The following is a 20,212-nucleotide window of genomic DNA, read 5'->3' on the forward strand; positions in this document are numbered from 1 at the left end:
GGTGGGCTCACGGCGACACAGAGCCACACGTGCGGCCTGCTGCCGGGCCTCGTGACAGACTGACCGCGTGAGCGCACCCGCCGAAGTCCCTGAGCTCGTCTCGAGGACGCTCGATCTCTCGCGTCAGCGCGGATTCATCACCTCGATCCGCAACGAGACCGGCCGACTGCTGGCCTCCCTCGCCGCGTCCCGCACGGGGACCCTGGCCGAGCTCGGAACCGGCTGTGGTGTTGGGTCCGCGTGGCTGTCGAGCGGATCGCCTGCGGACGCTCGAGTCGTCAGCGCCGAGCTTGATCCGGCCTTGGCCGGCGACGTCCAGAAGATCTTCGCCGACACCGACAACGTCGACGTCATCGCGGGCGACTGGTCGACTCTGGAGAAATATGCCCCCTTCTCGCTGCTGTTCGTCGACGTGCGCGAGGTCATGGAGAGCATCGATGTCATCGCCGGCCTGCTGGAGCCCGGGGGCATCGCGGTGCTTGACGACTTCGTGCCCTCGGCCTTCTGGCCACCCATCGTCGAGGGCAGGGTCGACACGGTGCGCGAGCGCTGGCTGACCGACGAGCGCTTCGCCGCGGTTGAGATGTTGATCGACGTAGACGCCTCGCTGATCATCGCGACCCTTCGCTAGCGGTATCCGGCCCGGTGCGCCCCCGGCTGCCTCTCGCTCACGGCGGCCCCGTCCGTGGCGTCCTCGGGAGCAGGCGGCAGCTCCTCACGGTTGCCCAGCGCGCTGTGGCCCCGCCCGTACAGCCCGTAGACCAACAGGCCCACGATCATCCAGATGACGAAGTTGCGCCACGTGGTCCAGCTCAGGTTGAACGACAGCCAGATCGTGGCCACCAACGACACGATCGGCAGAAATGGCACCATCGGCACCATGAAGCCGCGCTCGAGGTCGGGTTGTGACTTCCGCAGCCGGATGACGCCCACGGCGCAGAACCCGAAGGCGAACAACGTGCCGAGCACCAAAAGCTGCTCGCGGTTGGCAGTGCCCGGATCCAGTGCCAGCAGGGCCGCAGCGAGTCCGGCGACCAGCGCAGCCCGCGCCGGTGCGGAGCCGGTGCCGACGTGCGAGAGGCTGCGCGGCAGCAGACCGTCGCGACCCATCGCGAACAGCACGCGACTCTGGGCGATCAGCACGACCAGGACCACCGTCGTCAGGCCGAACAGGGCACCGATGTTGATGACGTCGGAGCTCCAGCCCGGGCCGATCGACCGCAGCGCATCGGAGACCGGCGCGTCGGTGCCCAGCTCCTGATACGGACGCAGGCCGACCAGCACGGTCGCCATCACGACGTAGAGCACCGTGACGATGCCGATCGCGCCCAGCATCGCCCGCGGGATCGAGCGCCGCGGGTTGCGGGTGTCCTCCGCGGCCGTGGCAATCAGGTCGAAGCCGATGAAGGCGAACACGATGACACCCGCGGCGGTGAAGATCCCGGTCAGGCCGAAGGCGTCTCCCGTGCCGCCCGTGAGGCTCTGGAGGACGCTGCCGCGCGCACCGGCACCGGTGACGACGTCGGGCACGAACGGGGCGTAGTTGGAGGCCTTGACGTGGCCTGCTCCGATCACGATGACCAGGGCGACTGCGATGAGCTTGGCGGCGACAATCCCCGTGAGCACGCGGCCGGAGAGCTTGGTGCCGGCCGCGACCAGCAGGGCGAGGACGATGACCAGCAGCGCCGCGATCCACCCCGTCCCCTCGGTCACGGATGAATGGTCAGCCACGAAGGCCGGAACGCCGATGCCCAGACCGCCGAGCGTCGAGGTGAAGTACGCCGCCCAGACCCGCGACACCAGTGCGGCCGCGACGACCAGCTCGAGGACCAGAGCCCAGCCCACGATCCACGCCCACACCTCGCCGAATGCGACGTAGGCGAACGTATAGACACCACCCGCGGTCGGCAGCGTCGAGGAGAGCTCGGCGTACGACAACGCCGCGAGCACGCACACCACCGCAGCGATCAGGAACGAGATGATCACTGCTGGACCTGCCATGGAGGCGGCCTGCTGGCCGGCCAGCGAGAAGATGCCTGCGCCGATCATGACCCCCAGAGCGAGCACGATCAGGAGCCCCGTGCCGAACACGGCCGGCAGGCGGTGGCGGGCATTCGTGATGCGCAGCATCGCGAGCTCCGGTGGCAGGCGTCTAGCCCTTGTGATCTGTGCATCAACCATGGCGAATCCCCCGGCGTACGGGCGGGACATCCTGTGGGACGATCCCGCTTTGACCGAAACCTACCGGCGGACGGCGACGGCGGCCAGTGCAGGCGCACCCGCGGCGCCGAGATACCCGTCTGACGATGTGCGGCGGGACAGCGCGGGTCAAGATCGCCCCACGTGGTCCAAGATGGGGTCAGCATCGCCGAGCCGAGGAGGGGCATGACCAAGGCCTACGTCATCCTCGGCGCCCTCGTGATGGCGATCTACCTCGTCGTCCCCCGGACAGCCAGCGACGTGCTGTACGTACTCGTCGGGCTGTCGTGCGTCGCAGCCATCGTCGTGGGCGTTCGGGTCAACCGGCCGCTCAAGCGCACACCGTGGCTGCTCCTCGCGGCAGGCCAGGCCGCCGCCGTCACGGGTGACATCCTGTTCGCGACGGTCGGCACGGATCGTCGCACGCCGTCGGCGGCCGACATCGCATTCCTGGTCAGCTACCTTCTCCTCGCCGCCGGCATCGGAGCACTGATCCGTGACCGCCGTCCTCGTCACGATGTCCCCGGGCTCGTGGACAGCGCGATCGTCACGATCGGCTTCGGGCTGCTGCTGTGGGTGTTCGTGGCGAGTCCGATCCTCGAAAACGGCGAGGTACCGGCGATCGAGCGGGCCGTCGATGTGGCCTATCCGGTCTGCGACATCCTGCTCCTGGCGATGGCGCTCCGCCTGATGACCGTCCCCGGCACGCGTTCCGCGTCGTTCCGTCTCATGATCGGCGCGATCGTTCCGCTCATCGTCGCCGATGCGGTCTGGGCCGCGACCGCCACTGACGCCGGGGCGCTTCGCCAGCTCGACCTGCTCTGGATCGCCAGCTACGTCCTGCGGGGGGCCGCGGCTCTGCACCCGACGATGGCCCAGCTTTCCAGCCCGACAAACGTCCGGGTCGCCCCGTTCACGTCTCGCCGCCTTGTGGCGCTGACCTGTGCGGTCCTGATCGGACCCCTGTTGATGGTCGCGCAGTGGGCGTTCGGGCTCCGCGTAGAGGTGTGGGTCGTCGTGCTGGCGGCCAGCGCGGTGTCCCTCCTGGTCGTGTGGCGGATGGCCTATAACATCGAGGAGATCCGCGCGACGGTCCTCCAGCGCGACCGGCTGCAGGCAGACCTGTGCGAACAATCCTCACGTGACTTGCTGACGGGCCTGTCCAACGGTCCGCACATGCGCGAGTTGATCGGCGCTGCCCTGCGCCGAAGCCGGACCGAGGGCCCCCCGGTCAGCCTGCTGCTCGTCGGTTTGGACGACTTCACGCAGGTCAACGATCAATTCGGCCACGGCGTCGGAGATGCGGCGCTCAGCGAGGTGGGTCATCGGTTCCAGGAGGAAGTGCGCGACTCCGGCTCGGTCGGACGCATGGGCGGCGTTCAGTACGTCGTCCTGATCGACCCGGGAGAGTCCGAACGCGATGCGGTGGCGCTCGCGGGGCGCCTGCTGGCCGCGGTCCAGCGCCCCATCAGGGTGGGTGGCCAGCGGATCTCGGCGACCGCTTGCGTCGGAGTGGCGACCAGCCTGGACGGCGGGACCGACCCCGACGCGCTCCTGCACCAGGGGGGGATCGCGCTGCGACGGGCCCACGACGCCGGGCGCGGTCAGATCGAGCTCTTCGGTCAGGCGCTGCGGAGCGAGATCGGCGAGCTGGCAAAGGTCGAGGCGGCCCTGGCGGCCGGAATGTCTAATGGCGATCTGGAAATCTGGTATCGACCCGTCGTGGCCGTGCGGACCGAGATCCTCGACGGATACGAGGCTCAGATCGTGTGGCGTCACCCGTCCCACGGGGTGCAGGATCCAGACAGCTTCCTGGCCCTCGCAGCAGCGTCGGACCTGATCTGCCAGCTCGACCGCTGGCTGCTCAGCCGGGCGACGGGCGCCATGGCCGACCTCACGGCAGCCGATCCGGCCCGGTTCGAGGACCTGACGATCTCGGTGACGATCTCGGGGCGGACGCTGGCTGACCCCGGCATGGTCGACCACGTCCGCGCGGTCCTGCACAGCTCCGGACTGGAGCCGCACCGGTTGACGATCGGCGTCACCGAGATGGTGCTCGTCGACGTGCCGAACGTCGCTCTCCCTCTCGCTGCGCTGCGCCGCGCTGGTGTGTTCGTCTGCATCGAGGACTTCGGCACCGGACGCACCCCGATCGCACAGCTGCAGCACCTCCCGGCTGACGCCCTGAAGATCGATCGGGAGCTGCTCACATCGACACATCCGGGTGCCGACGACCTGCTCAGGTTGCTGGTCGACGCCGCGCACGGGTGTGGGCTCCTGGTCGTGGCAGATGGTGTCGACGGGCTGGACGGGCTGGACTCCTTGAGGACGCTCGCCTGCGACTCGGCTCTCGGGATGTATGCCGCCACGCCACGCCCCTCGGACGGCCTCGTCGCCACGAGTCCAGTTGACCCGAAGGGGCGTCAGCTCTGGATCGTGCCCGAGGATACGTGAGACCGCCCCACGGCGCCTGATGCCAGGCGCACCTCGGTGTACGGCAGGAAGAACTGCACGATCGGTCCGATAGCCAGGGCATACAGCACCGTGCCCAGACCCACTGTGCCGCCGAGCAGGAAGCCGGCCACGACCACAGAGACTTCGATGACGGTCCGCCAGACCCGGACGCTGTGTCCCGTGCGTCGAACCAGTCCGAGCCACAAACCGTCCCGAGGTCCGGGACCCAGCTGCGCACCGATGTAGAGCGCGCCGGCGAAGCCGTTGCCAACCACGCCACCGATCAGCAGGAGCGCCCGCAGCCAGAGTGCATCGGGCTGGGCGATGACCGCGATCCCGAAGTCGGCGGCCAGCCCGATCACGATGACGTTGAGCACGGTGCCGACGCCGGGCATCTGCCGCAGCGGGATCCACAGCAGCAGCACTGCGGCCCCGACCATGATGACGACCTGGCCGAAGGTCAGCGGCACGTGGTGGGCCAGACCCTCGTGGAACACGTCCCACGGATCCAGGCCGAGGGTCGACTCGACCAACATGGCCATCGTGAAGCCGTAGAGGAACAAGCCCAGCAGGAGCCTCGCCAGGCGCGCGGTCATCCCGCTCATCGCTGGAGCTCCTGAACGAGCCATGACCCGGCCTCCGCGACGTGGCTGCTTGGAGCATGGCGCGATCCATGGCCGTCCCACGCGACAGGACGCGCGAGGGAGCCGCACGCACCCAGCAGGAGCGCGAAGAGCGTCACGACGGTGAGGATGTCCATGCATCCATTCTGACCACGATTGGCCCTTGATCACATAGCCAATAGTGGGATAGTGGCCATGTGGCTATCACCGTCTCCCCGCGCCGACTTGCCGACCTGCTCGGACCCTCGAGCGGGAGCGGCCCTGCGTACCGCGAGATTGCTGACGGGATCCGGCTGCTCGTGGTCGACGGCCGGGTGCCCGATGGATCGCGACTCCCGAGCGAGCGCGAGCTGGCCGTCGCCCTCGGGGTGAGCCGCACGACCACGACCCGGGTCTACGCCGAGCTCCGCGACTCGGGGCTGCTCCGGTCGCGCCGGGGCTCGGGCAGCGTCGTCAACGTACCGATCGCGGCGTCCAGCGCCAGCAGTCTGATCATCACTCCCGACGATGCCGACACGATCGCCCTGACCTATTCGGCGCCGGTCGGGCCCCCCGGCCTCGCCCGGGCGTTCGAGGCGGCCGTGAGCCGACTGCCGGGGCTCCTGTCGACGACCGGATACCTGCCGGACGGGCTCCCTGCGCTGCGCCAGATCCTGGCGCAGCGCTACACCGACGAAGGTCTGCCGACCGACCCCGACCAGATCATCGTGACTAGCGGGGCGATGGGCGCGGTCTCACTCCTGGCCCGCACGCTGCTGACCCGCGGGCAGCGGATCGTCGTTGAGGGCGCGAGCTATCCGCACGCCCACGAGTCGCTCGCCGCGGCGGGCGGACGTCTCACCGCCTTGCCGATCGACGATCGGCCCTGGTCTCCCGATGCGGTGCGCGCTGCGCTGGCCGGCGCGCCGCACCGCGCGGCGTACATCGTCCCGGACTTCCACAATCCGACCGCTGCGGTGATGGACCACGAGGAGCGGTTGGCCTGGGCGCACGCGTTGCGCCGCCACGATGTCGTCCCGGTGATCGACGAGTCGCTGCGCGAGATCAACCTCGACGGGATCGAGATGCCGCCGGTCTTTGCGACCTACGACCCGCGGGCGCTGCTGATCGGCTCATCATCGAAGTCCTACTGGGGCGGGCTGCGGGTCGGTTGGATCCGGGCACCACGTAGCGCGATCATGCCGATCATCCAGGCCCGCATGATGGACGACCTAGGGTCGTCGGCGTTCGACCAGCTGGTGCTTGCCGAACTGTTGACCGAGGGCGGGCAAACCGCCGCGGCCGGACGGGCGAGGCTGCGAGCGGCCCGAGACCACCTGCTTGCCGAACTGGCCCAGGAGATGCCCGAGATCGTCGCGCCGTGCCCGGCCGGCGGCCTCAGCCTGTGGGTCACGCTGCCGAGCCGGATGTCTTCGCGCCTGACGACGGCGGCCGAACGGCACGGGCTGCTGCTGACCCCCGGGCCACGCTTCTTCGCCTCGGCGGGCGCCACCGGCGAACGGCACCTGCGGCTTCCGTACACCCAGTCGCACGAGACCCTCACCGAGGCGGTCCGTCGACTGCGTCGGGCGTACGACGACGTCGTCAACAACACCGCGACGACGTCCCGGCGGGATCACCACGACACGCTCGAGCTCATTGCCTGACCCGACCTCACGCCGCCTCCAGGTCAAGACACCGCTGGGCCTGACGTTTCTGCTGTGCCGACACGGTGTGTCGGCACAGAAACGTCAGGCCCAGCGGGGAGGTGAGGTCAGCGGGCGGCCTGACCGTCGACGTAATCCGTGTCCTGCTGCTTCCACGAGAAGTGCGACCGCAAGATCTTGCCAGTCTTCTCGATCGAGTGACCGGCTTCCTTCTCACGAAGCTCGAGGAACTCCTTCGCGCCGTTGTCCTGGTCATCGATGAAGCGCTTGGCGAACGTTCCGTCCTGGATGTCGGCCAGCACAGCCTGCATGCGCTCCTTGACACCAGCATCGATGATCCGCGGGCCGGAAACGTAGTCGCCGTACTCGGCCGTGTCGGAGATGCTCCAACGCTGCTTGGCGATGCCGCCCTCCCACATCAGGTCGACAATGAGCTTGAGCTCGTGCAGCACCTCGAAGTACGCGATCTCGGGCTGGTAGCCAGCCTCGGTCAGCGTCTCGAAGCCTGCCTGCACCAGGTGGGACACGCCGCCGCACAGCACGGCCTGCTCGCCGAAGAGATCGGTCTCGGTCTCCTCGGTGAAGGTCGTCTTGATGACGCCGGCGCGGGTGCCACCGATGGCCTTGGCGTATGACAGCGCGAGGTCCCACGCCTTGCCGGTCGCGTCCTGCTCGACCGCGATGATGTCGGGGATGCCGCGACCGTCGACGAACTCACGGCGGACCGTGTGGCCGGGAGCCTTGGGCGCGACCAGCACGACGTCGACGCCCTCGGGGGCGGAGATGTAGCCGAAGCGGATGTTGAAGCCGTGGCCGAAGACCAGGGCGTCACCGCTGACCAGGTTGGGCTCGATCGATTCGGTGTAGACGTGGCGCTGGACCTGGTCGGGCGCGAGGACGACGATGACGTCGGCCTCCTCGACCGCCTCGGCGACCGAGCGGACCCGGAGGCCCTCCGCCTCGGCCTTGGCGCGGCTCTTGGAGCCTTCGGGCAGACCGACGCGGACGTCGACGCCCGAGTCGCGCAGGTTCAGCGCATGCGCGTGTCCCTGGCTGCCGTATCCGATGACCGCCACGTGGCGGCCCTGGATGATGCTCAGATCTGCGTCGTCGTCGTAGAACAGTTCAGCCACGGGGTGTTTCTCCTTGGATCTAGCTTGCTTGCGTGCCGGGAACGGCGCGAAGTGTGCGGTCTGTGATGGAACGGGATCCGCGGCCGATGGCCACGCGTCCCGACTGGGCAATCTCGCGGATGCCGAACGGCTCGAGGACGTTCAGCATCGCGGTGAGCTTGCCCGCGTCGCCGGTTGCCTCGATCGTCACGGCATCGGTGGCAACATCAACCACTTTAGCCCTGAAGAGCTGGACGGTCTCGAGCACCTGTCCCCTGGTCTGGGCGTCGGTCTTGACCTTGATCAGCATGAGCTCTCGCTCAACCGCGCTGTGCGAGTCGAGCTCGACGATCTTGAGGACGTTGACGAGCTTGTTGAGCTGCTTGGTGACCTGCTCGAGCGGCAGCTCGTCGACGTTGACGACGATCGTCATCCGGGAGATCTCGGGGATCTCGGTCGGGCCGACCGCCAAGGAGTCGATGTTGAACCCGCGGCGCATGAACAGGCTCGAGACCCGAGCCAGCACACCCGGGGTGTTCTCCACAAGCACGGACAGTGTGTGTGCAGTCATCAGAGGTCCTCCTCATCCCACTCTGGCGCGAGGTCTCGCGCGATCTGGATGGCATCGTTGCTGGCGCCGCCGTGGACCATGGGCCACACCATGGCGTCCCGCTCGACCACGAAGTCGATCACGACCGGACGATCGGTGATCGCCATGGCCTTCTCGATCGTCGCGTCGAGGTCGGCCTCGCTGTCACACCGCAGGCCCACGCAGCCGTAGGCATCGGCGAGCTTGACGAAGTCGGGGATGCGGCGGGCGCCGATCGACTCCGGCCCGGTGTTGAGGTCGGTGTTGGAGTAGCGACCCTCGTAGAGCAGCGTCTGCCACTGGCGCACCATGCCGAGCGAGGAGTTGTTGATGACCGCGACCTTGATCGGGATGCCCTCGATCGCGCACGTGGCGAGCTCCTGGTTGGTCATCTGGAAGCAGCCATCGCCATCGATGGCCCAGACGACGCTGCCCGGCAGACCCACCTGGGCGCCCATCGCGGCGGGAACCGCGTAGCCCATCGTGCCGGCGCCACCGGAGTTGAGCCACTGGCGCGGACGTTCGTAGTCGACGTAGTGCGCGGCCCACATCTGGTGCTGGCCGACACCCGCGACGTACGTGGCCTCCGAGCCGGCGATCGCGCTGATGCGCTCAATGACGGTCTGCGGCGCCAGGCCCGTGTCGGGCTTGTCGTAGCCGACGGGGTACTTCGCCTTGACGCCCAGCATCTGCGACTTCCAGGCGGAGTAGTCGCCCTCGACGCCATCTTCGGCGGCCTGCTTGCGCAGCGTCGAGACCAGATCGGCGATGACCTCACGGCAGTCGCCCACGATCGGGACGTCCGCGGTGCGGTTCTTGGAGATCTCGGCCGGGTCGATGTCGGCGTGGATGATCTTGGCGAGCGGCGCGAACGACGACAGCTGGCCGGTGACGCGATCGTCGAACCGCGCACCCAGCGTGATCAGGAGATCACTCTTCTGCAGCGCGGACACTGCGGCGACGGTTCCGTGCATCCCGGGCATGCCCAGGTGCAGCTCGTGCGAGTCGGGGAACGCTCCGCGCGCCATCAGGGTCGTGACGACCGGGATCTGCGTCATCTCAGCGAGGATCTTGAGCTCTTCGGCCGCGTCCGCCTTGATGACACCGCCGCCGACGTACAGGACCGGACGCTCCGACGCCGCGATGAGGCGCGCCGCCTCACGGACCTGCTTGCCGTGGGGGCGGGTCGTCGGACGGTAGCCGGGCAGCGCCAGCTCGGTCGGCCACGCGAACGTCGTCATGGCCTGCAGGACGTCCTTGGGGACGTCGACCAGGACCGGTCCGGGACGACCTGTGCTGGCGATGTGGAACGCCTCGGCGATCACCAGCGGGATCTCGTCGGCGTCGGTCACCAGGAAGCTGTGCTTGGTGATCGGCATCGTGATGCCGCGGATGTCGGCCTCCTGGAAGCCGTCCGTGCCGATCAGGTGGGTCGCGACCTGGCCCGTGATCGCGACGATCGGGACCGAGTCCATGTACGCATCGGCGATCGCAGTCACGAGGTTCGTCGCGCCCGGGCCGGAGGTCGCCATGCAGACGCCGACCTTGCCGGTGACCATCGCGTAGCCCTGCGCTGCGTGCCCGGCACCCTGTTCGTGACGGACCAGGATGTGGCGGATCTTCTCGGAGTCGAAGAGGGGGGCGTACGCGGGCAGGATCGCACCGCCCGGAATGCCGAAGATGGTGTCAACGTCGGCGTGCTCCAGCGCCCGCACGAGGCTCTGTGCCCCCGTGAGCTGCTCGGTCATGATGTCGTCCTTTGTTTCGGTCAATCGTATGTCGTCAAGTGACCCGGCTGTTCGCATAAAAAAATCCCTCGGCCCGAGGGCTATCGAGGGAGACGCGGGGCCGGATCAGGCCATCACGTCAAACGCGTACTACGAGAATCTCTGCATGCACGACTCCAGTGTCGTCCGCGGACCCGCCGTGGTCAAGTGGTGAGACGACTCGTACCAACATGTGGACGCACGATCGAAGCTCACGGCAGCGGGGGTCGTCGATCGCGGGTCCGTGACCAGCGACCTCGGCGTACGCTCCTGGTTGCTCACCACGGCGACGCCTCGTAGTCCTTGAGGAACACCCCGTGGACGTCGTCGCCCGCCTCGCCGCGCACGATGGGGTCGTAGACGCGCGCGGCCCCGTCAACCAGGTCCAGCGGAGCCTTGAACCCCTCTTCGGCGAGCCGCAGCTTCGTCGGGTGCGGACGCTCGTCGGTGATCCAGCCGGTGTCGACGGCCGTCATGAGGATGCCGTCCTGCTCCAGCATCTCCCCCGCGCTGGTGCGGGTCAGCATGTTGAGCGCGGCCTTGGCCATGTTGGTGTGCGGATGCCCCGGCCCCTTGTAGCGGCGGCTGAACTGGCCCTCCATCGCCGAGACGTTGACGACATACGTCCGCTCGGCTGCTGCTGCGGCCATCGACGGTCGGAGCCGGCTGACGAGGATGAACGGAGCGGTCGTGTTGCACAACTGCACCTCGAGCAGCTCCAACGCGTCGACCTCGTGGACCCGCTGGGTCCAGCTGTTGACGTCGACGGTGTCCGGCACGAGCCCACCCGCGTCGATCCGCTCGAGATCGGCCGAGCCCGCCGACAGCGCCAGCGACGTCAGCTCCTCCGCGGTGTGCGCGTCACCCGCGAGCACCGGGTGTGCGGCGACGGACCCGACCAGCGCCGCGGGGTGCGCATCGCTGGTGTGCCCGAAGGTCAACAGCTCAGGCAGCGGGCCATCCGGCAGCGGCGCCGACTCGGCCTCGGCCAGCGGAGCGTAGGCGCCGGGGGTGCGCCGCACGGTCTGCGCAGCGTTGTTGATCAGGATGTCGAGCGGACCTTGTGCGGCGACCGCGTCCGCCAGCCCCACGACCTGGGCAGGATCACGCAGATCGATGCCGACGATCCGCAGACGATGGATCCAGTCCGCGCTGTCGTGCATCGCGGTGAACCGGCGCACCGCATCGTGCGGGAACCGGGTCGTGATCGTGGTGTGCGCGCCGTCCCGAAGCAGTCGCAGGGCGATGTACATCCCGATCTTGGCGCGTCCTCCGGTCAGGAGTGCACGGCGACCTGTGAGGTCTGTGCGGGCGTCGCGCTTCGACCGGTTCAACGCGGCGCAGGCCGGGCACAGCTGGTGGTAGAACGCGTCCACCGCGGTGTACTTCTGCTTGCAGATGTAGCAGGGGCGCGCAACCAGCAGCGTGCCCGCCGACGCACCGGCGGCATTCGAGACCAGCGGGATGCCCTCGGTCTCGTCGTCGATGCGGGTCGGCGATCCGGTCGCGGTCGCGGCAACGACCGCGCGATCGGCGGCGGCGACCTCGGCACGCTTGGCGAGCCTGCGGTGCTTCTTGACGTTCTTGTAGAACGTCCCGCAGGCGCGTCGGAGCGCGACGTAGTCGGGATCCTCCTCGTCGAGTCGCTCGGCGGCAGCGAGCACCTTCAGCGCGACCGCAAGCTCGTCGGGATCGATCAGGTCCGTCACGACCTCAGCCGCACACTGCGCCATCGGCCGCGGAGCTCACGAGCTTGCGGTACTTCGCCAGGACGCCGGTCGTGTACTTCGGCGGCATGGGCTCCCAACCGACCTTGCGGGCCTCGAGCTCGTCGGCATCGACCTCGACCTCGAGCGTGCGGTTGGCCATGTCGAGCACGATCGGGTCACCGTCCTTGACGAAGGCAATCGGTCCGCCGTCGACGGCCTCGGGTGCAACGTGACCGACGCACAGGCCGGTCGTACCGCCGGAGAACCGTCCATCGGTCAGGAGCAGGACGTCCTTGCCCAGCCCGGCGCCCTTGATGGCTCCGGTGATCGCGAGCATCTCGCGCATGCCGGGCCCACCCTTGGGGCCTTCGTTCCGGATCACCACAACATCGCCCGCGACGATCGTGCCGTCCTCGAGTGCGTCCATCGCAGCGCGCTCCCCGTCGAACACCCGGGCTGAGCCACGGAACACGTCGGAGTCGAAGCCGGCGCTCTTGACGACAGCACCGTCCGGAGCGAGCGATCCGTGCAGGATCGTCAGCCCGCCGGTCTTGTGGATCGGTCGGTCGAGCGTACGGATCACGTCGCCGTCGAGCTTCTCGGTGATGCCGGCGAGGTTCTCGGCCATGGTCTTGCCCGTGACCGTCAGGCAGTCACCGTGAAGCAGCCCGGCGTCGAGCAGCGCCTTCATGATGACCGTGGTGCCGCCGGCCTTGTCGACGTCGTTCATGACGTAGCGTCCGAACGGCTTGAGGTCGCCGAGGTGTGGGACCTTGTCGCCGACCCGGTTGAAGTCGGCGAGAGTCAGGTCAACCTCCGCCTCGCGTGCTATCGCCAGCAGGTGCAGCACGGCGTTGGTCGAGCCGCCGAGCGCCATCGTGACGGTGATGGCGTTCTCGAAGGCCTCCTTCGTCATGATCTGTCGTGCCGTGATGCCCTGGCGGAGCAACCCGACGACAGCCTCGCCGGACGCGACCGCGAACTCGTCGCGGCGGCTGTCGATCGCCGGCGGGGCAGCCGATCCCGGCAGGCTCATGCCGAGGGCCTCGGCAGCAGTCGCCATCGTGTTGGCGGTGAACATGCCGCCGCAGGCTCCCTCGCCGGGGCAGATGGCGCGCTCGATCTTGTCGACCTGCTCGCGGCTGATGAGCCCCTTGATGCAGGCGCCGACCGCTTCGAAGGCGTCGATGATCGTGACGTCCTTGCCGTCGACGCTGCCCGGCATGATCGAGCCGGCGTAGAGGAACACGCTGGCGAGGTCGAGACGCGCCGCAGCCATCAACATGCCGGGCAGGCTCTTGTCGCAGCCGGCCAGCAGCACCGAGCCGTCAAGGCGCTCGGCCATCATGACGGTCTCGACCGAGTCGGCGATGACCTCGCGGCTGACCAGGGAGAAGTGCATGCCCTCGTGGCCCATCGAGATGCCGTCGGAGACCGAGATGGTGCCGAACTCCAGCGGATAGCCGCCACCGGCGTGCACACCGGTCTTGACCGCCTTGGCGAGTCGGTCGAGCGAAAGATTGCAGGGAGTGATCTCATTCCAGCTGGACGCGACGCCGATCTGGGGCTTCACCCAGTCGTCGTCGCCCATGCCGACGGCACGCAGCATGCCTCGCGACGCGGTGGCCTCCAGGCCATCGGTGACAGTGCGGCTGCGGGGCTTGATGTCGATCTCGTTCTCGGAGGGCATGGGAAAAGATTACGACTCAGGCCGCGACGACCCGCCAGCAGGGATGCCAAGTGAGCATTAGCTGTGAACTTATTTTGACTAGATATAAGTTCTTGACTAAATGAGAGGGACGAACACGAGGGCGATCGACCAGCTCACGAAGCTACCCACCAGGACGTACTCGGCCTTGCGCCCCGCGACGTCGCGGGAGATCTCGGGGAAGCGGAGGATGCCTTTCGCGGCGACCACGGCAGTCAGCGCCACGTAGGCGCCCGACAATGCCATCGAGAAGATCAGGATGCGCTCGATCGGGCCCAGGACGCGACCACCCTTGAGCGTCTGCTCGCTGGCCATGACGCCGGCGTCGGTGCCGGCCAGGACCATCCGCACGATGATGTTGGCCGACTCGACCAGGAACACCAGGCAGCCGGCGGCCAGGGCGAACCGCTCGAAGGCGACACCGTCCAACGCGGCGATGCGCAGTGAGTCGTACCAGGACGTCAGCCAGCCGTCGGCGACCGGCGCGTGCGCGCTGCCGGCGAGGATCGCCAGTGCGGCACCACCCAGCGCGACGATCGGCCACGGGTGCGTCCGGTCCCTGGGCGTCGAGATGACCCAGCCCGCGAGCAGGCCGGCTCCCAGCAGCACCCACCACACCGAGAGGCCACAACCCCAGCCCCCGAACGCCAGCACTGCCGTGCCGGTCGCCACCGCCCGGGCCAGCTGGGGGCGGGTCGCCGCGCGATCCTGCGGCCGCACGAGGTCCGCCGTGCCGAGGGTCGCGAGCAGCAGCGCGAGCAGGATCATGCGGTGCCCTCCCCCGCCGTCAGCCCGAGACCACCGAGCACGGCGTAGGCGCCGCTGCGCTGGAGGTTTTGGGACACGGCCGACTGCGTGATGTCCTCGGTGTGTGCCAGATCCACCTGGGTCCTCCCGTCGAGCAGCCCCAGCAGAAGCCGGCGGCTGCGTGCATTCATCCCGCTGACGATCTCGTCGCGCGCCAGCAGGTAGGCATTGGTCATGGCGGGCGCGGGGAACTCCCGCGATCCGTGCGGTACACCGTCGGCGACGACGTACCAGGTGCGGAGCGACCGATGCTTGCGGCTCTCACGCGCCTTGGTCTCCACAATCGCGTCGCGAGCCGCCCACCACGCCGGACCGTCCTGCATCGGACCGTAGTCGCTGTGGCCGACACTCTCGTACGTGCCCGCGCCGACGCCGAACCGGCAGTCCAGCGGGTCCGGCAACGTCAGCCGCAGCAGCAACGTGGCACGTAGGGCCGTGGGCACGTCGACGTAGGCGCCCTGGCACTCATCACCGATGGTCGGCGCAAGCGGCTGCACCGAGTCGACGACACGATTGACCTGCGCGAGCGCCGCGACGAGGCTGTCCTGCGCGGCGGCTCGGTCGGGCTGGGTCCGGGATCCGACGAGATCGGCGATGACCGCGACTCGAGCCTGCTGTGTGGACATAATATAAGGTTAACACTTCTGTACTGCAAAGATAAGGTGTCAACTGAAGCCGCTGACTGGCACGATGAACCCCATGACCGTCACCTTCGTCAGCTCATCGGCCACCCGCGACCTGGACCCGGACCTCCCGCTGCTGCTCGCGGCGGCCCGCACGAACGGGGTCGACGCCGAGATCACCGTGTGGGACGACCCGGCGGTCGACTGGAATGCGTACGACGCCGTCGTTGTGCGCTCGTGCTGGGACTACGTCGCGCGGCGCGACGAGTTCCTCGCGTGGGCCGCCTCAGTGCCCCGCCTGCACAACTCCGCCGGCGTACTGCATTGGAACACCGACAAGGTCTACCTCCGCGAGCTTGCCGCTGCCGGGGTCCCCATCATCGAGACCCGATGGGACGTCGGAATCGGGGACGACCTCGGCGACCACGCCGAATGGGTCGTCAAACCGACCATCTCGGCCGGCTCGAGGGACACCGCCCGCTGGAACACCCGCGAGGAGGCGTGGGCCCACAGCGCGGAGCTGGTCGCGTCCGGACGCACGTCCATGACCCAGCCCTACATCGCCTCGGTGGACGACGAGGGCGAGACGGCGATGCTCTACTTCGGAGGCACCTTCTCCCACGCGATCCGCAAGGGCGCGCTGCTGGAGCCGGGCGAAGGGGTCGTCCAGGACCGCGACAGCCGTGAGTCCATCACGCCCCGCACCCCGACGGCGGCCCAGCGGGAGGTCGCCGACGCCGTGCTGGATGTCGCCCAGCGCATCACGGGGTCTGGGCTTCTCTATGCACGAATCGACCTGGTGACCGCTGCGGACGGCTCACCCCTGCTGATCGAGCTGGAGCTTGCCGAGCCCAGCGTCTTCCTGCCTCAGTCCGACGGAGGCGCCGACCGCTTCATCGCCGCCATGCTCGCGATCGCTCCCTGAGCCCGTCGATCCTTGAGCCTGTCGAAAGAACACATCTCGACACCATCCTCCCACTCACCTCAGACACCGCAAATCAGCCGAAACTCCTTGATATTCCAGTGGTTTCCACTTGTCATCGAACGTATGTTCGAGTAAGGTGGAGGCATGAATCCGGAGCCCACGATCGACGCGATGCGGACCGCCGCTCAGGCGCTGCGCACGGGTGATGCGAGGGACCGGGCTCGAGCGATCCAGGTGGCGCAGGACGCCCTTGATGCTGCCAAGGCGGTCGCTCTGGCCGAGATCGACGCGTCGAAGGACTACGAGATCGACGGTGCCTCGACGTTGAATGCCTGGGTCCGCAACCAGTTGCGGCTCAACCCGGGTCAGGCCACGGTGTTGGTCAAGAATGTGGTTGCTTTGCGGGACCTGCCGCTGATGGCCGGCGCAGCTATGTCGGGGCAGATCAGCGCCGCCCATGTGCGGGTGTTCGTCTATGGACTACGCCATGTGGGGTTGGAGCCGATGCGCCAGTTCGAGGACGTGCTCGTCGACGTCGCCTCCCACCATGAGCCGGCTGAGCTGTTCGAGACGGTCAAGCATTTGAAGGACACGATCCATCCCGAGGATCTGGACGATGCGTGGGAGCGGGGCATGGACAAAGAAGACATCGCCGTCGACGCTTTGCCCGACGGCTGGCACGTGACTGGTTTCCTCAACACGGTCACCGGGCGAAGTTGAAGAAGGTCCTGGACTCTGTCTCGGCACCGCACGATGCCGAGGACACCCGCACCGGTGCGCAGCGTCGGGTCCAAGGTCTGGATGACCTGTTGACCGACATCCTGGGCGACGGGCTCCCCTCCGACAAGGGCGTCAAACCGCACCTGTCGGTGTTCGTGGACGCCGACACCTTGGAAGCGGCTGCTTCGCATGTGAAGGCCACGACCGAGAACCCACACCTGATCCCCGACCACATGCCGCCAACACGGCCGGCGAAGCTCGCCGGCCATGGCGCGATCGGACCAAACCTGTTGATGTACTTGCTGTGTGTCAGTGACTTCACCGCATTCCTGATGAAGGACGGCGGCAGCGACCGCCAGGCTCAGATCCTCAACGCCGGGACCGCGAAGTACCAACCCAACCTTCTCCAACGCCGGTCCGTGATCGCCCGCCAACACGGTGTGTGCGCGACCCCGGGCTGCCACCACACCCACCTGGAAATCCACCACAGCATCTGGTGGTCGTTGGGCGGACCCACCGACCTCGACCTCCTGGTCGGACTCTGCACCAGATGCCATCATCTGCTGCACCGTGGTCGTCTCAACATCACCGGCAACGCCGTCGACGGATTCACCTTCACCACCAAAGCCGGCCGCACCCTGCGCCGACGCCGACGACGAAGCAACTACCGCCAAGCCGCCTGACCACACGCCCGGCGGCCCACAGGCACACCCGAACGGACACCAGGTGAACACAGGCGGGCTTGCCGCTTCGAACGAGGCTCAGCGCGGATGCGCGGGCAATCGCCCCTCTAGTAGAAACTCGTCGTCACCTGCTGCGAGGACGACTGAAACGTGGTCGGAACGTCGCGTGATGGTTCCGGCGCCTCCGAGATAGTTCTCCGCGATTGCACAGAAGCCGGACAGAATCTCTAGCACGCCTTCGTCGTCGTGATCGTAAATTTCGTCGATGCCCAGGGTGCCGTCCAGACGCAGGACGAACCGGCCAGTACCAATGATCTCGATCCACGCGTCAGCCCTAGGCAGTACGTCTTCGACACCAGAAATAACGCGAGGCTGGATTCGGACCCTTCGTCCGCCTCGCCCCAGTTCTTCTACGACGACCTCAAACTCGTCGGGTGCCGTGAGCATCGCGTTGATGCCCTCGGCCAGCGCGGCTGGGTCTTGGAAGTTCACACCGCATTGTCGCATCGCGCACTAGGTGTATTGGGAGTTTGCGGGCTTGGCGTCCACCCCGGCTCCGCAGCGGTGCGTATCGGGAGTTGGGGGGCTTGGCCGCCCTGACGCTACGAGGCGGCGCATCAACGTCCACCCCGGCATTGCACTGCGATCACGGCCCGTGGACAATCAGCGCGTGACTTCACCCTCGATCCCCCTCGTCCGCTACTACGACGTGATCAGCGCGGACGGGACAAGCATCCGAGCGTGGAGCAACGACGCCGACGGTCCAACCGTGCTGCTGTCGAACGGTCTGGGGACCAACCCCCATGCCTGGCCGTCATTGCTTCGAACGGACAGCGGCGTACGCGTCGTGGGCTGGAACCACCGGGGCACGGGCGGGTCGGCCCGCCCAGCCGATGGACGCGTCGACCTCGAGTCGTTCATCGAGGACGCGATCGCGGTGATGGACGATGCCGGCATCGACTCCTGCGTGATCGCGGGCTGGTCGACCGGCGTGACGATCGCCTTCGAGCTCGCAACGCGCCACCCCGAGCGGGTCACCGGCATCCTCGCCGTGGCTGGCGTGCCCGGCAACACCTTCTCGACGATGCTTGCGCCGCTACGCGTCCCGCCGATCATTGCGCGCGGCATCATGGTCGGTCTGGCCCGGTCGGTCACGGTCAGCGGCCACGCGCTGGCGCCCGTCACCCGCAAGCTGCCGTGGACCAACACGACGACCAACATCGTGCGCCGGACACGACTCATCCATCCGGCTGCCGACACCGCCGAGCTGCGCACTCTCCTGCAGGAGTTCTTCACGACGCATCCTGCCTGGTACGCCAAGCTCGCCCTCAGCGTCGCCCAGCATGCGCGGGTGTCGCTGAGTGACATCGACATCCCCGTCACCTTCGTCGCGGGCAAGTGGGACGTCCTGACCGGTGCACGCGACATGCTCACGGCCTCGCAGCGGGTCAAGGGATCCCGCTACCGCGAGCTCAGCGCCACCCACTTCATCCCGGTGGAGTTCCCCGAAATCGTGCTGGACGAGCTCAAGCACCTGCTCGTCCGGGTCGACCGGCGGTCCTCCGAGCGCCCGGAGCAGAGCGGGTCATGACGCGGCGGCGATCTCCGTGTCAGGGTTGTCAGTGACTACCGTGTCGCGTCCGCGTCGCTTGCCCCGGTAGAGAAGGTCGTCCGCGGCTCGCACGGCGTCCGAACCACCCCGCGCCACGCCCGCGCTGAACGTGAGTCCGAACGGATTGTCCGACCACGAGTCGCGAATCCTCTCGATCATGGCTCCCGCGTCCTCGACGCTGGCGCTCACGAGGATCGCCAGGAACTCGTCGCCGCCGAAGCGGAACACCGCGTCTCCCGGTCGGACGCCGCTGCTGAGCGCGGAGGCCAGATGGATCAGCGCCTGGTCACCCGCCAGGTGTCCGCTCAGGTCGTTGAACGGCTTGAAATGATCGATGTCGATCACGACGACCGCGCCGGCACTGCCGACCCGCGCAAGGTGGGCGTCGAGGCGCGTGCGGTTGAGCAGCCCGGTGAGGCTGTCGGTCGTCGCGAGCCGTTCCAGCTCCACGGTCTTGACACGTAGCTCGCGGATCAGGCTCGCGAGCCCCTCGCAACAGATGATCCACACCACGGCCGCGATGGGAAGACGGACCACCGCCATCTTCGGCGTCAGGTCAGCCACCTGGTAGAGCAGCAGCATCGCGAACGGGACGAACCACAACCCGTGCCGCGGAAGCTGGCTCAGGCCGATGTAGAGGAACGACAGCACGACCAGGCCCAGGACCAGACCGGCCGCGACGTGCGCCACCCAGTCGATGGCGCTGATGCCGGCACAGCTACCGACCGGCCACAGCAGCAACGACCATCGGCGACCGACCTGACGTGTCGCGACGAGGAGTCCGTACGCCAGTCCGATCGCGGCCGCCACGCCGAGGAGAACCAGCACCGCGGCCACCGAGAACGTACCGGTCACGACGGTTGCGAGCACGAGCGTCGCGAATACGCCCGCGAACCGCACACACGTCTGCCGGTGCCACGCTGCGACGATTTTCCGGATCGTCGAGGTCGTCTGTCAGTGTCACGGGTTTCCCTCCCTGGACCTGAACAGATCCTAGTGGGACGAAGCGGTGATCACCTGTTCAATCAACGTATGT

The 20,212-nt window shown here is 67.7% G+C and carries 19 protein-coding genes; 7 read left to right on the top strand and 12 right to left on the bottom strand.

Translation table 11 applies throughout. The features are described from left to right. Positions 1–67 precede the first annotated feature (67 nt). Entirely contained in the window at positions 68–631 is a 564-nt protein-coding gene (locus C6I20_RS09945) for an O-methyltransferase (protein WP_118395820.1), read from the top strand. Here the strand turns inward: C6I20_RS09945 and C6I20_RS09950 are convergent. Continuing rightward, positions 628–2,130, bottom strand: a complete 1,503-nt coding sequence (locus C6I20_RS09950) for an amino acid permease (RefSeq protein WP_162891250.1) — start codon at positions 2,128–2,130, stop codon at positions 628–630. The two genes, C6I20_RS09945 and C6I20_RS09950, sit on opposite strands and share 4 nt — an antisense overlap. 255 nt (positions 2,131–2,385) lie before the next feature. Here C6I20_RS09950 and C6I20_RS09955 point away from each other — a divergent pair, with 255 nt between their 5' ends. Further along, complete coding sequence (locus tag C6I20_RS09955) at positions 2,386–4,653, top strand: bifunctional diguanylate cyclase/phosphodiesterase (protein ID WP_118395822.1); 2,268 nt, start codon at positions 2,386–2,388, stop codon at positions 4,651–4,653. Here C6I20_RS09955 and C6I20_RS09960 read toward each other — a convergent pair. Together C6I20_RS09960 and C6I20_RS17110 are read right to left on the bottom strand one after the other, a co-directional pair. Continuing rightward, positions 4,623–5,258, bottom strand: a complete 636-nt coding sequence (locus tag C6I20_RS09960; RefSeq protein ID WP_216822848.1) for a YitT family protein — start codon at positions 5,256–5,258, stop codon at positions 4,623–4,625. The two genes, C6I20_RS09955 and C6I20_RS09960, sit on opposite strands and share 31 nt — an antisense overlap. Beyond that, positions 5,255–5,413 (bottom strand): hypothetical protein, encoded by a 159-nt coding sequence (locus C6I20_RS17110; protein WP_162891251.1) that lies wholly within the window; start codon positions 5,411–5,413, stop codon positions 5,255–5,257. Before C6I20_RS17110 ends, C6I20_RS09960 begins: the two co-directional genes overlap by 4 nt. A 60-nt stretch (positions 5,414–5,473) precedes the next feature. On the opposite strand from C6I20_RS17110, the gene C6I20_RS09965 reads away from it, so the two are divergent. Then, a complete protein-coding gene (locus C6I20_RS09965) occupies positions 5,474–6,922 on the top strand; it encodes a PLP-dependent aminotransferase family protein (RefSeq protein WP_118395823.1) in 1,449 nt (482 codons plus the stop codon). Between the two features lie 107 nt (positions 6,923–7,029). Here the strand turns inward: C6I20_RS09965 and ilvC are convergent, their stop codons facing one another. The 7 genes from ilvC to C6I20_RS10000 all read right to left on the bottom strand — a co-directional run bounded on the left by ilvC (position 7,030) and on the right by C6I20_RS10000 (position 15,239). After that, positions 7,030–8,055: a ketol-acid reductoisomerase gene (gene ilvC, locus C6I20_RS09970; protein WP_118395824.1), complete on the bottom strand. Its 1,026-nt coding sequence runs from the start codon at positions 8,053–8,055 to the stop codon at positions 7,030–7,032. 19 nt (positions 8,056–8,074) lie between these two features. Beyond that, complete coding sequence (ilvN, locus tag C6I20_RS09975; protein WP_118395825.1) at positions 8,075–8,605, bottom strand: acetolactate synthase small subunit; 531 nt, start codon at positions 8,603–8,605, stop codon at positions 8,075–8,077. Next, on the bottom strand, positions 8,605–10,371 hold the full coding sequence (locus C6I20_RS09980) for an acetolactate synthase large subunit (protein ID WP_254052102.1): 1,767 nt from the start codon (positions 10,369–10,371) through the stop codon (positions 8,605–8,607). Before C6I20_RS09980 ends, ilvN begins: the two co-directional genes overlap by 1 nt. 296 nt (positions 10,372–10,667) lie before the next feature. After that, a complete protein-coding gene (locus C6I20_RS09985) occupies positions 10,668–12,098 on the bottom strand; it encodes an SDR family NAD(P)-dependent oxidoreductase (RefSeq protein ID WP_254052103.1) in 1,431 nt (476 codons plus the stop codon). Positions 12,099–12,102: 4 nt separating this feature from the next. Further along, entirely contained in the window at positions 12,103–13,788 is a 1,686-nt protein-coding gene (ilvD, locus tag C6I20_RS09990; protein ID WP_118395828.1) for a dihydroxy-acid dehydratase, read from the bottom strand. Between the two features lie 96 nt (positions 13,789–13,884). Next, positions 13,885–14,574 (bottom strand): hypothetical protein, encoded by a 690-nt coding sequence (locus C6I20_RS09995; RefSeq protein WP_118395829.1) that lies wholly within the window; start codon positions 14,572–14,574, stop codon positions 13,885–13,887. Continuing rightward, the gene (locus C6I20_RS10000; RefSeq protein ID WP_118395830.1) at positions 14,571–15,239 is read right to left on the bottom strand and encodes a SatD family protein; all 669 of its coding nucleotides are present in this window, start codon (positions 15,237–15,239) and stop codon (positions 14,571–14,573) included. Before C6I20_RS10000 ends, C6I20_RS09995 begins: the two co-directional genes overlap by 4 nt. Before the next feature lie 73 nt (positions 15,240–15,312). Here C6I20_RS10000 and C6I20_RS10005 point away from each other — a divergent pair, with 73 nt between their 5' ends. From C6I20_RS10005 to C6I20_RS10015, 3 genes are all read left to right on the top strand, one after another. Beyond that, positions 15,313–16,161: a RimK family alpha-L-glutamate ligase gene (locus C6I20_RS10005; RefSeq protein WP_118395831.1), complete on the top strand. Its 849-nt coding sequence runs from the start codon at positions 15,313–15,315 to the stop codon at positions 16,159–16,161. Positions 16,162–16,305: 144 nt separating this feature from the next. Continuing rightward, positions 16,306–16,881: a DUF222 domain-containing protein gene (locus tag C6I20_RS10010; RefSeq protein ID WP_118395832.1), complete on the top strand. Its 576-nt coding sequence runs from the start codon at positions 16,306–16,308 to the stop codon at positions 16,879–16,881. Then, positions 16,878–17,564, top strand: coding sequence for an HNH endonuclease signature motif containing protein (locus C6I20_RS10015; protein ID WP_216822849.1), 687 nt, complete (start codon positions 16,878–16,880; stop codon positions 17,562–17,564). Before C6I20_RS10010 ends, C6I20_RS10015 begins: the two co-directional genes overlap by 4 nt. A gap of 78 nt (positions 17,565–17,642) precedes the next feature. Here the strand turns inward: C6I20_RS10015 and C6I20_RS10020 are convergent, their stop codons facing one another. Further along, a complete protein-coding gene (locus C6I20_RS10020; RefSeq protein ID WP_118395833.1) occupies positions 17,643–18,056 on the bottom strand; it encodes a hypothetical protein in 414 nt (137 codons plus the stop codon). Between the two features lie 178 nt (positions 18,057–18,234). Between C6I20_RS10020 and C6I20_RS10025 the strand changes: the two genes are divergently transcribed. Further along, positions 18,235–19,155: an alpha/beta fold hydrolase gene (locus C6I20_RS10025; RefSeq protein ID WP_162891252.1), complete on the top strand. Its 921-nt coding sequence runs from the start codon at positions 18,235–18,237 to the stop codon at positions 19,153–19,155. Here C6I20_RS10025 and C6I20_RS10030 read toward each other — a convergent pair. Further along, positions 19,150–20,076: a GGDEF domain-containing protein gene (locus C6I20_RS10030; protein WP_118395835.1), complete on the bottom strand. Its 927-nt coding sequence runs from the start codon at positions 20,074–20,076 to the stop codon at positions 19,150–19,152. The genes C6I20_RS10025 and C6I20_RS10030 overlap by 6 nt on opposite strands. Positions 20,077–20,212 lie beyond the last annotated feature (136 nt).

This window comes from Aeromicrobium sp. A1-2 (assembly GCF_003443875.1).
Lineage (GTDB): Bacteria > Actinomycetota > Actinomycetes > Propionibacteriales > Nocardioidaceae > Aeromicrobium.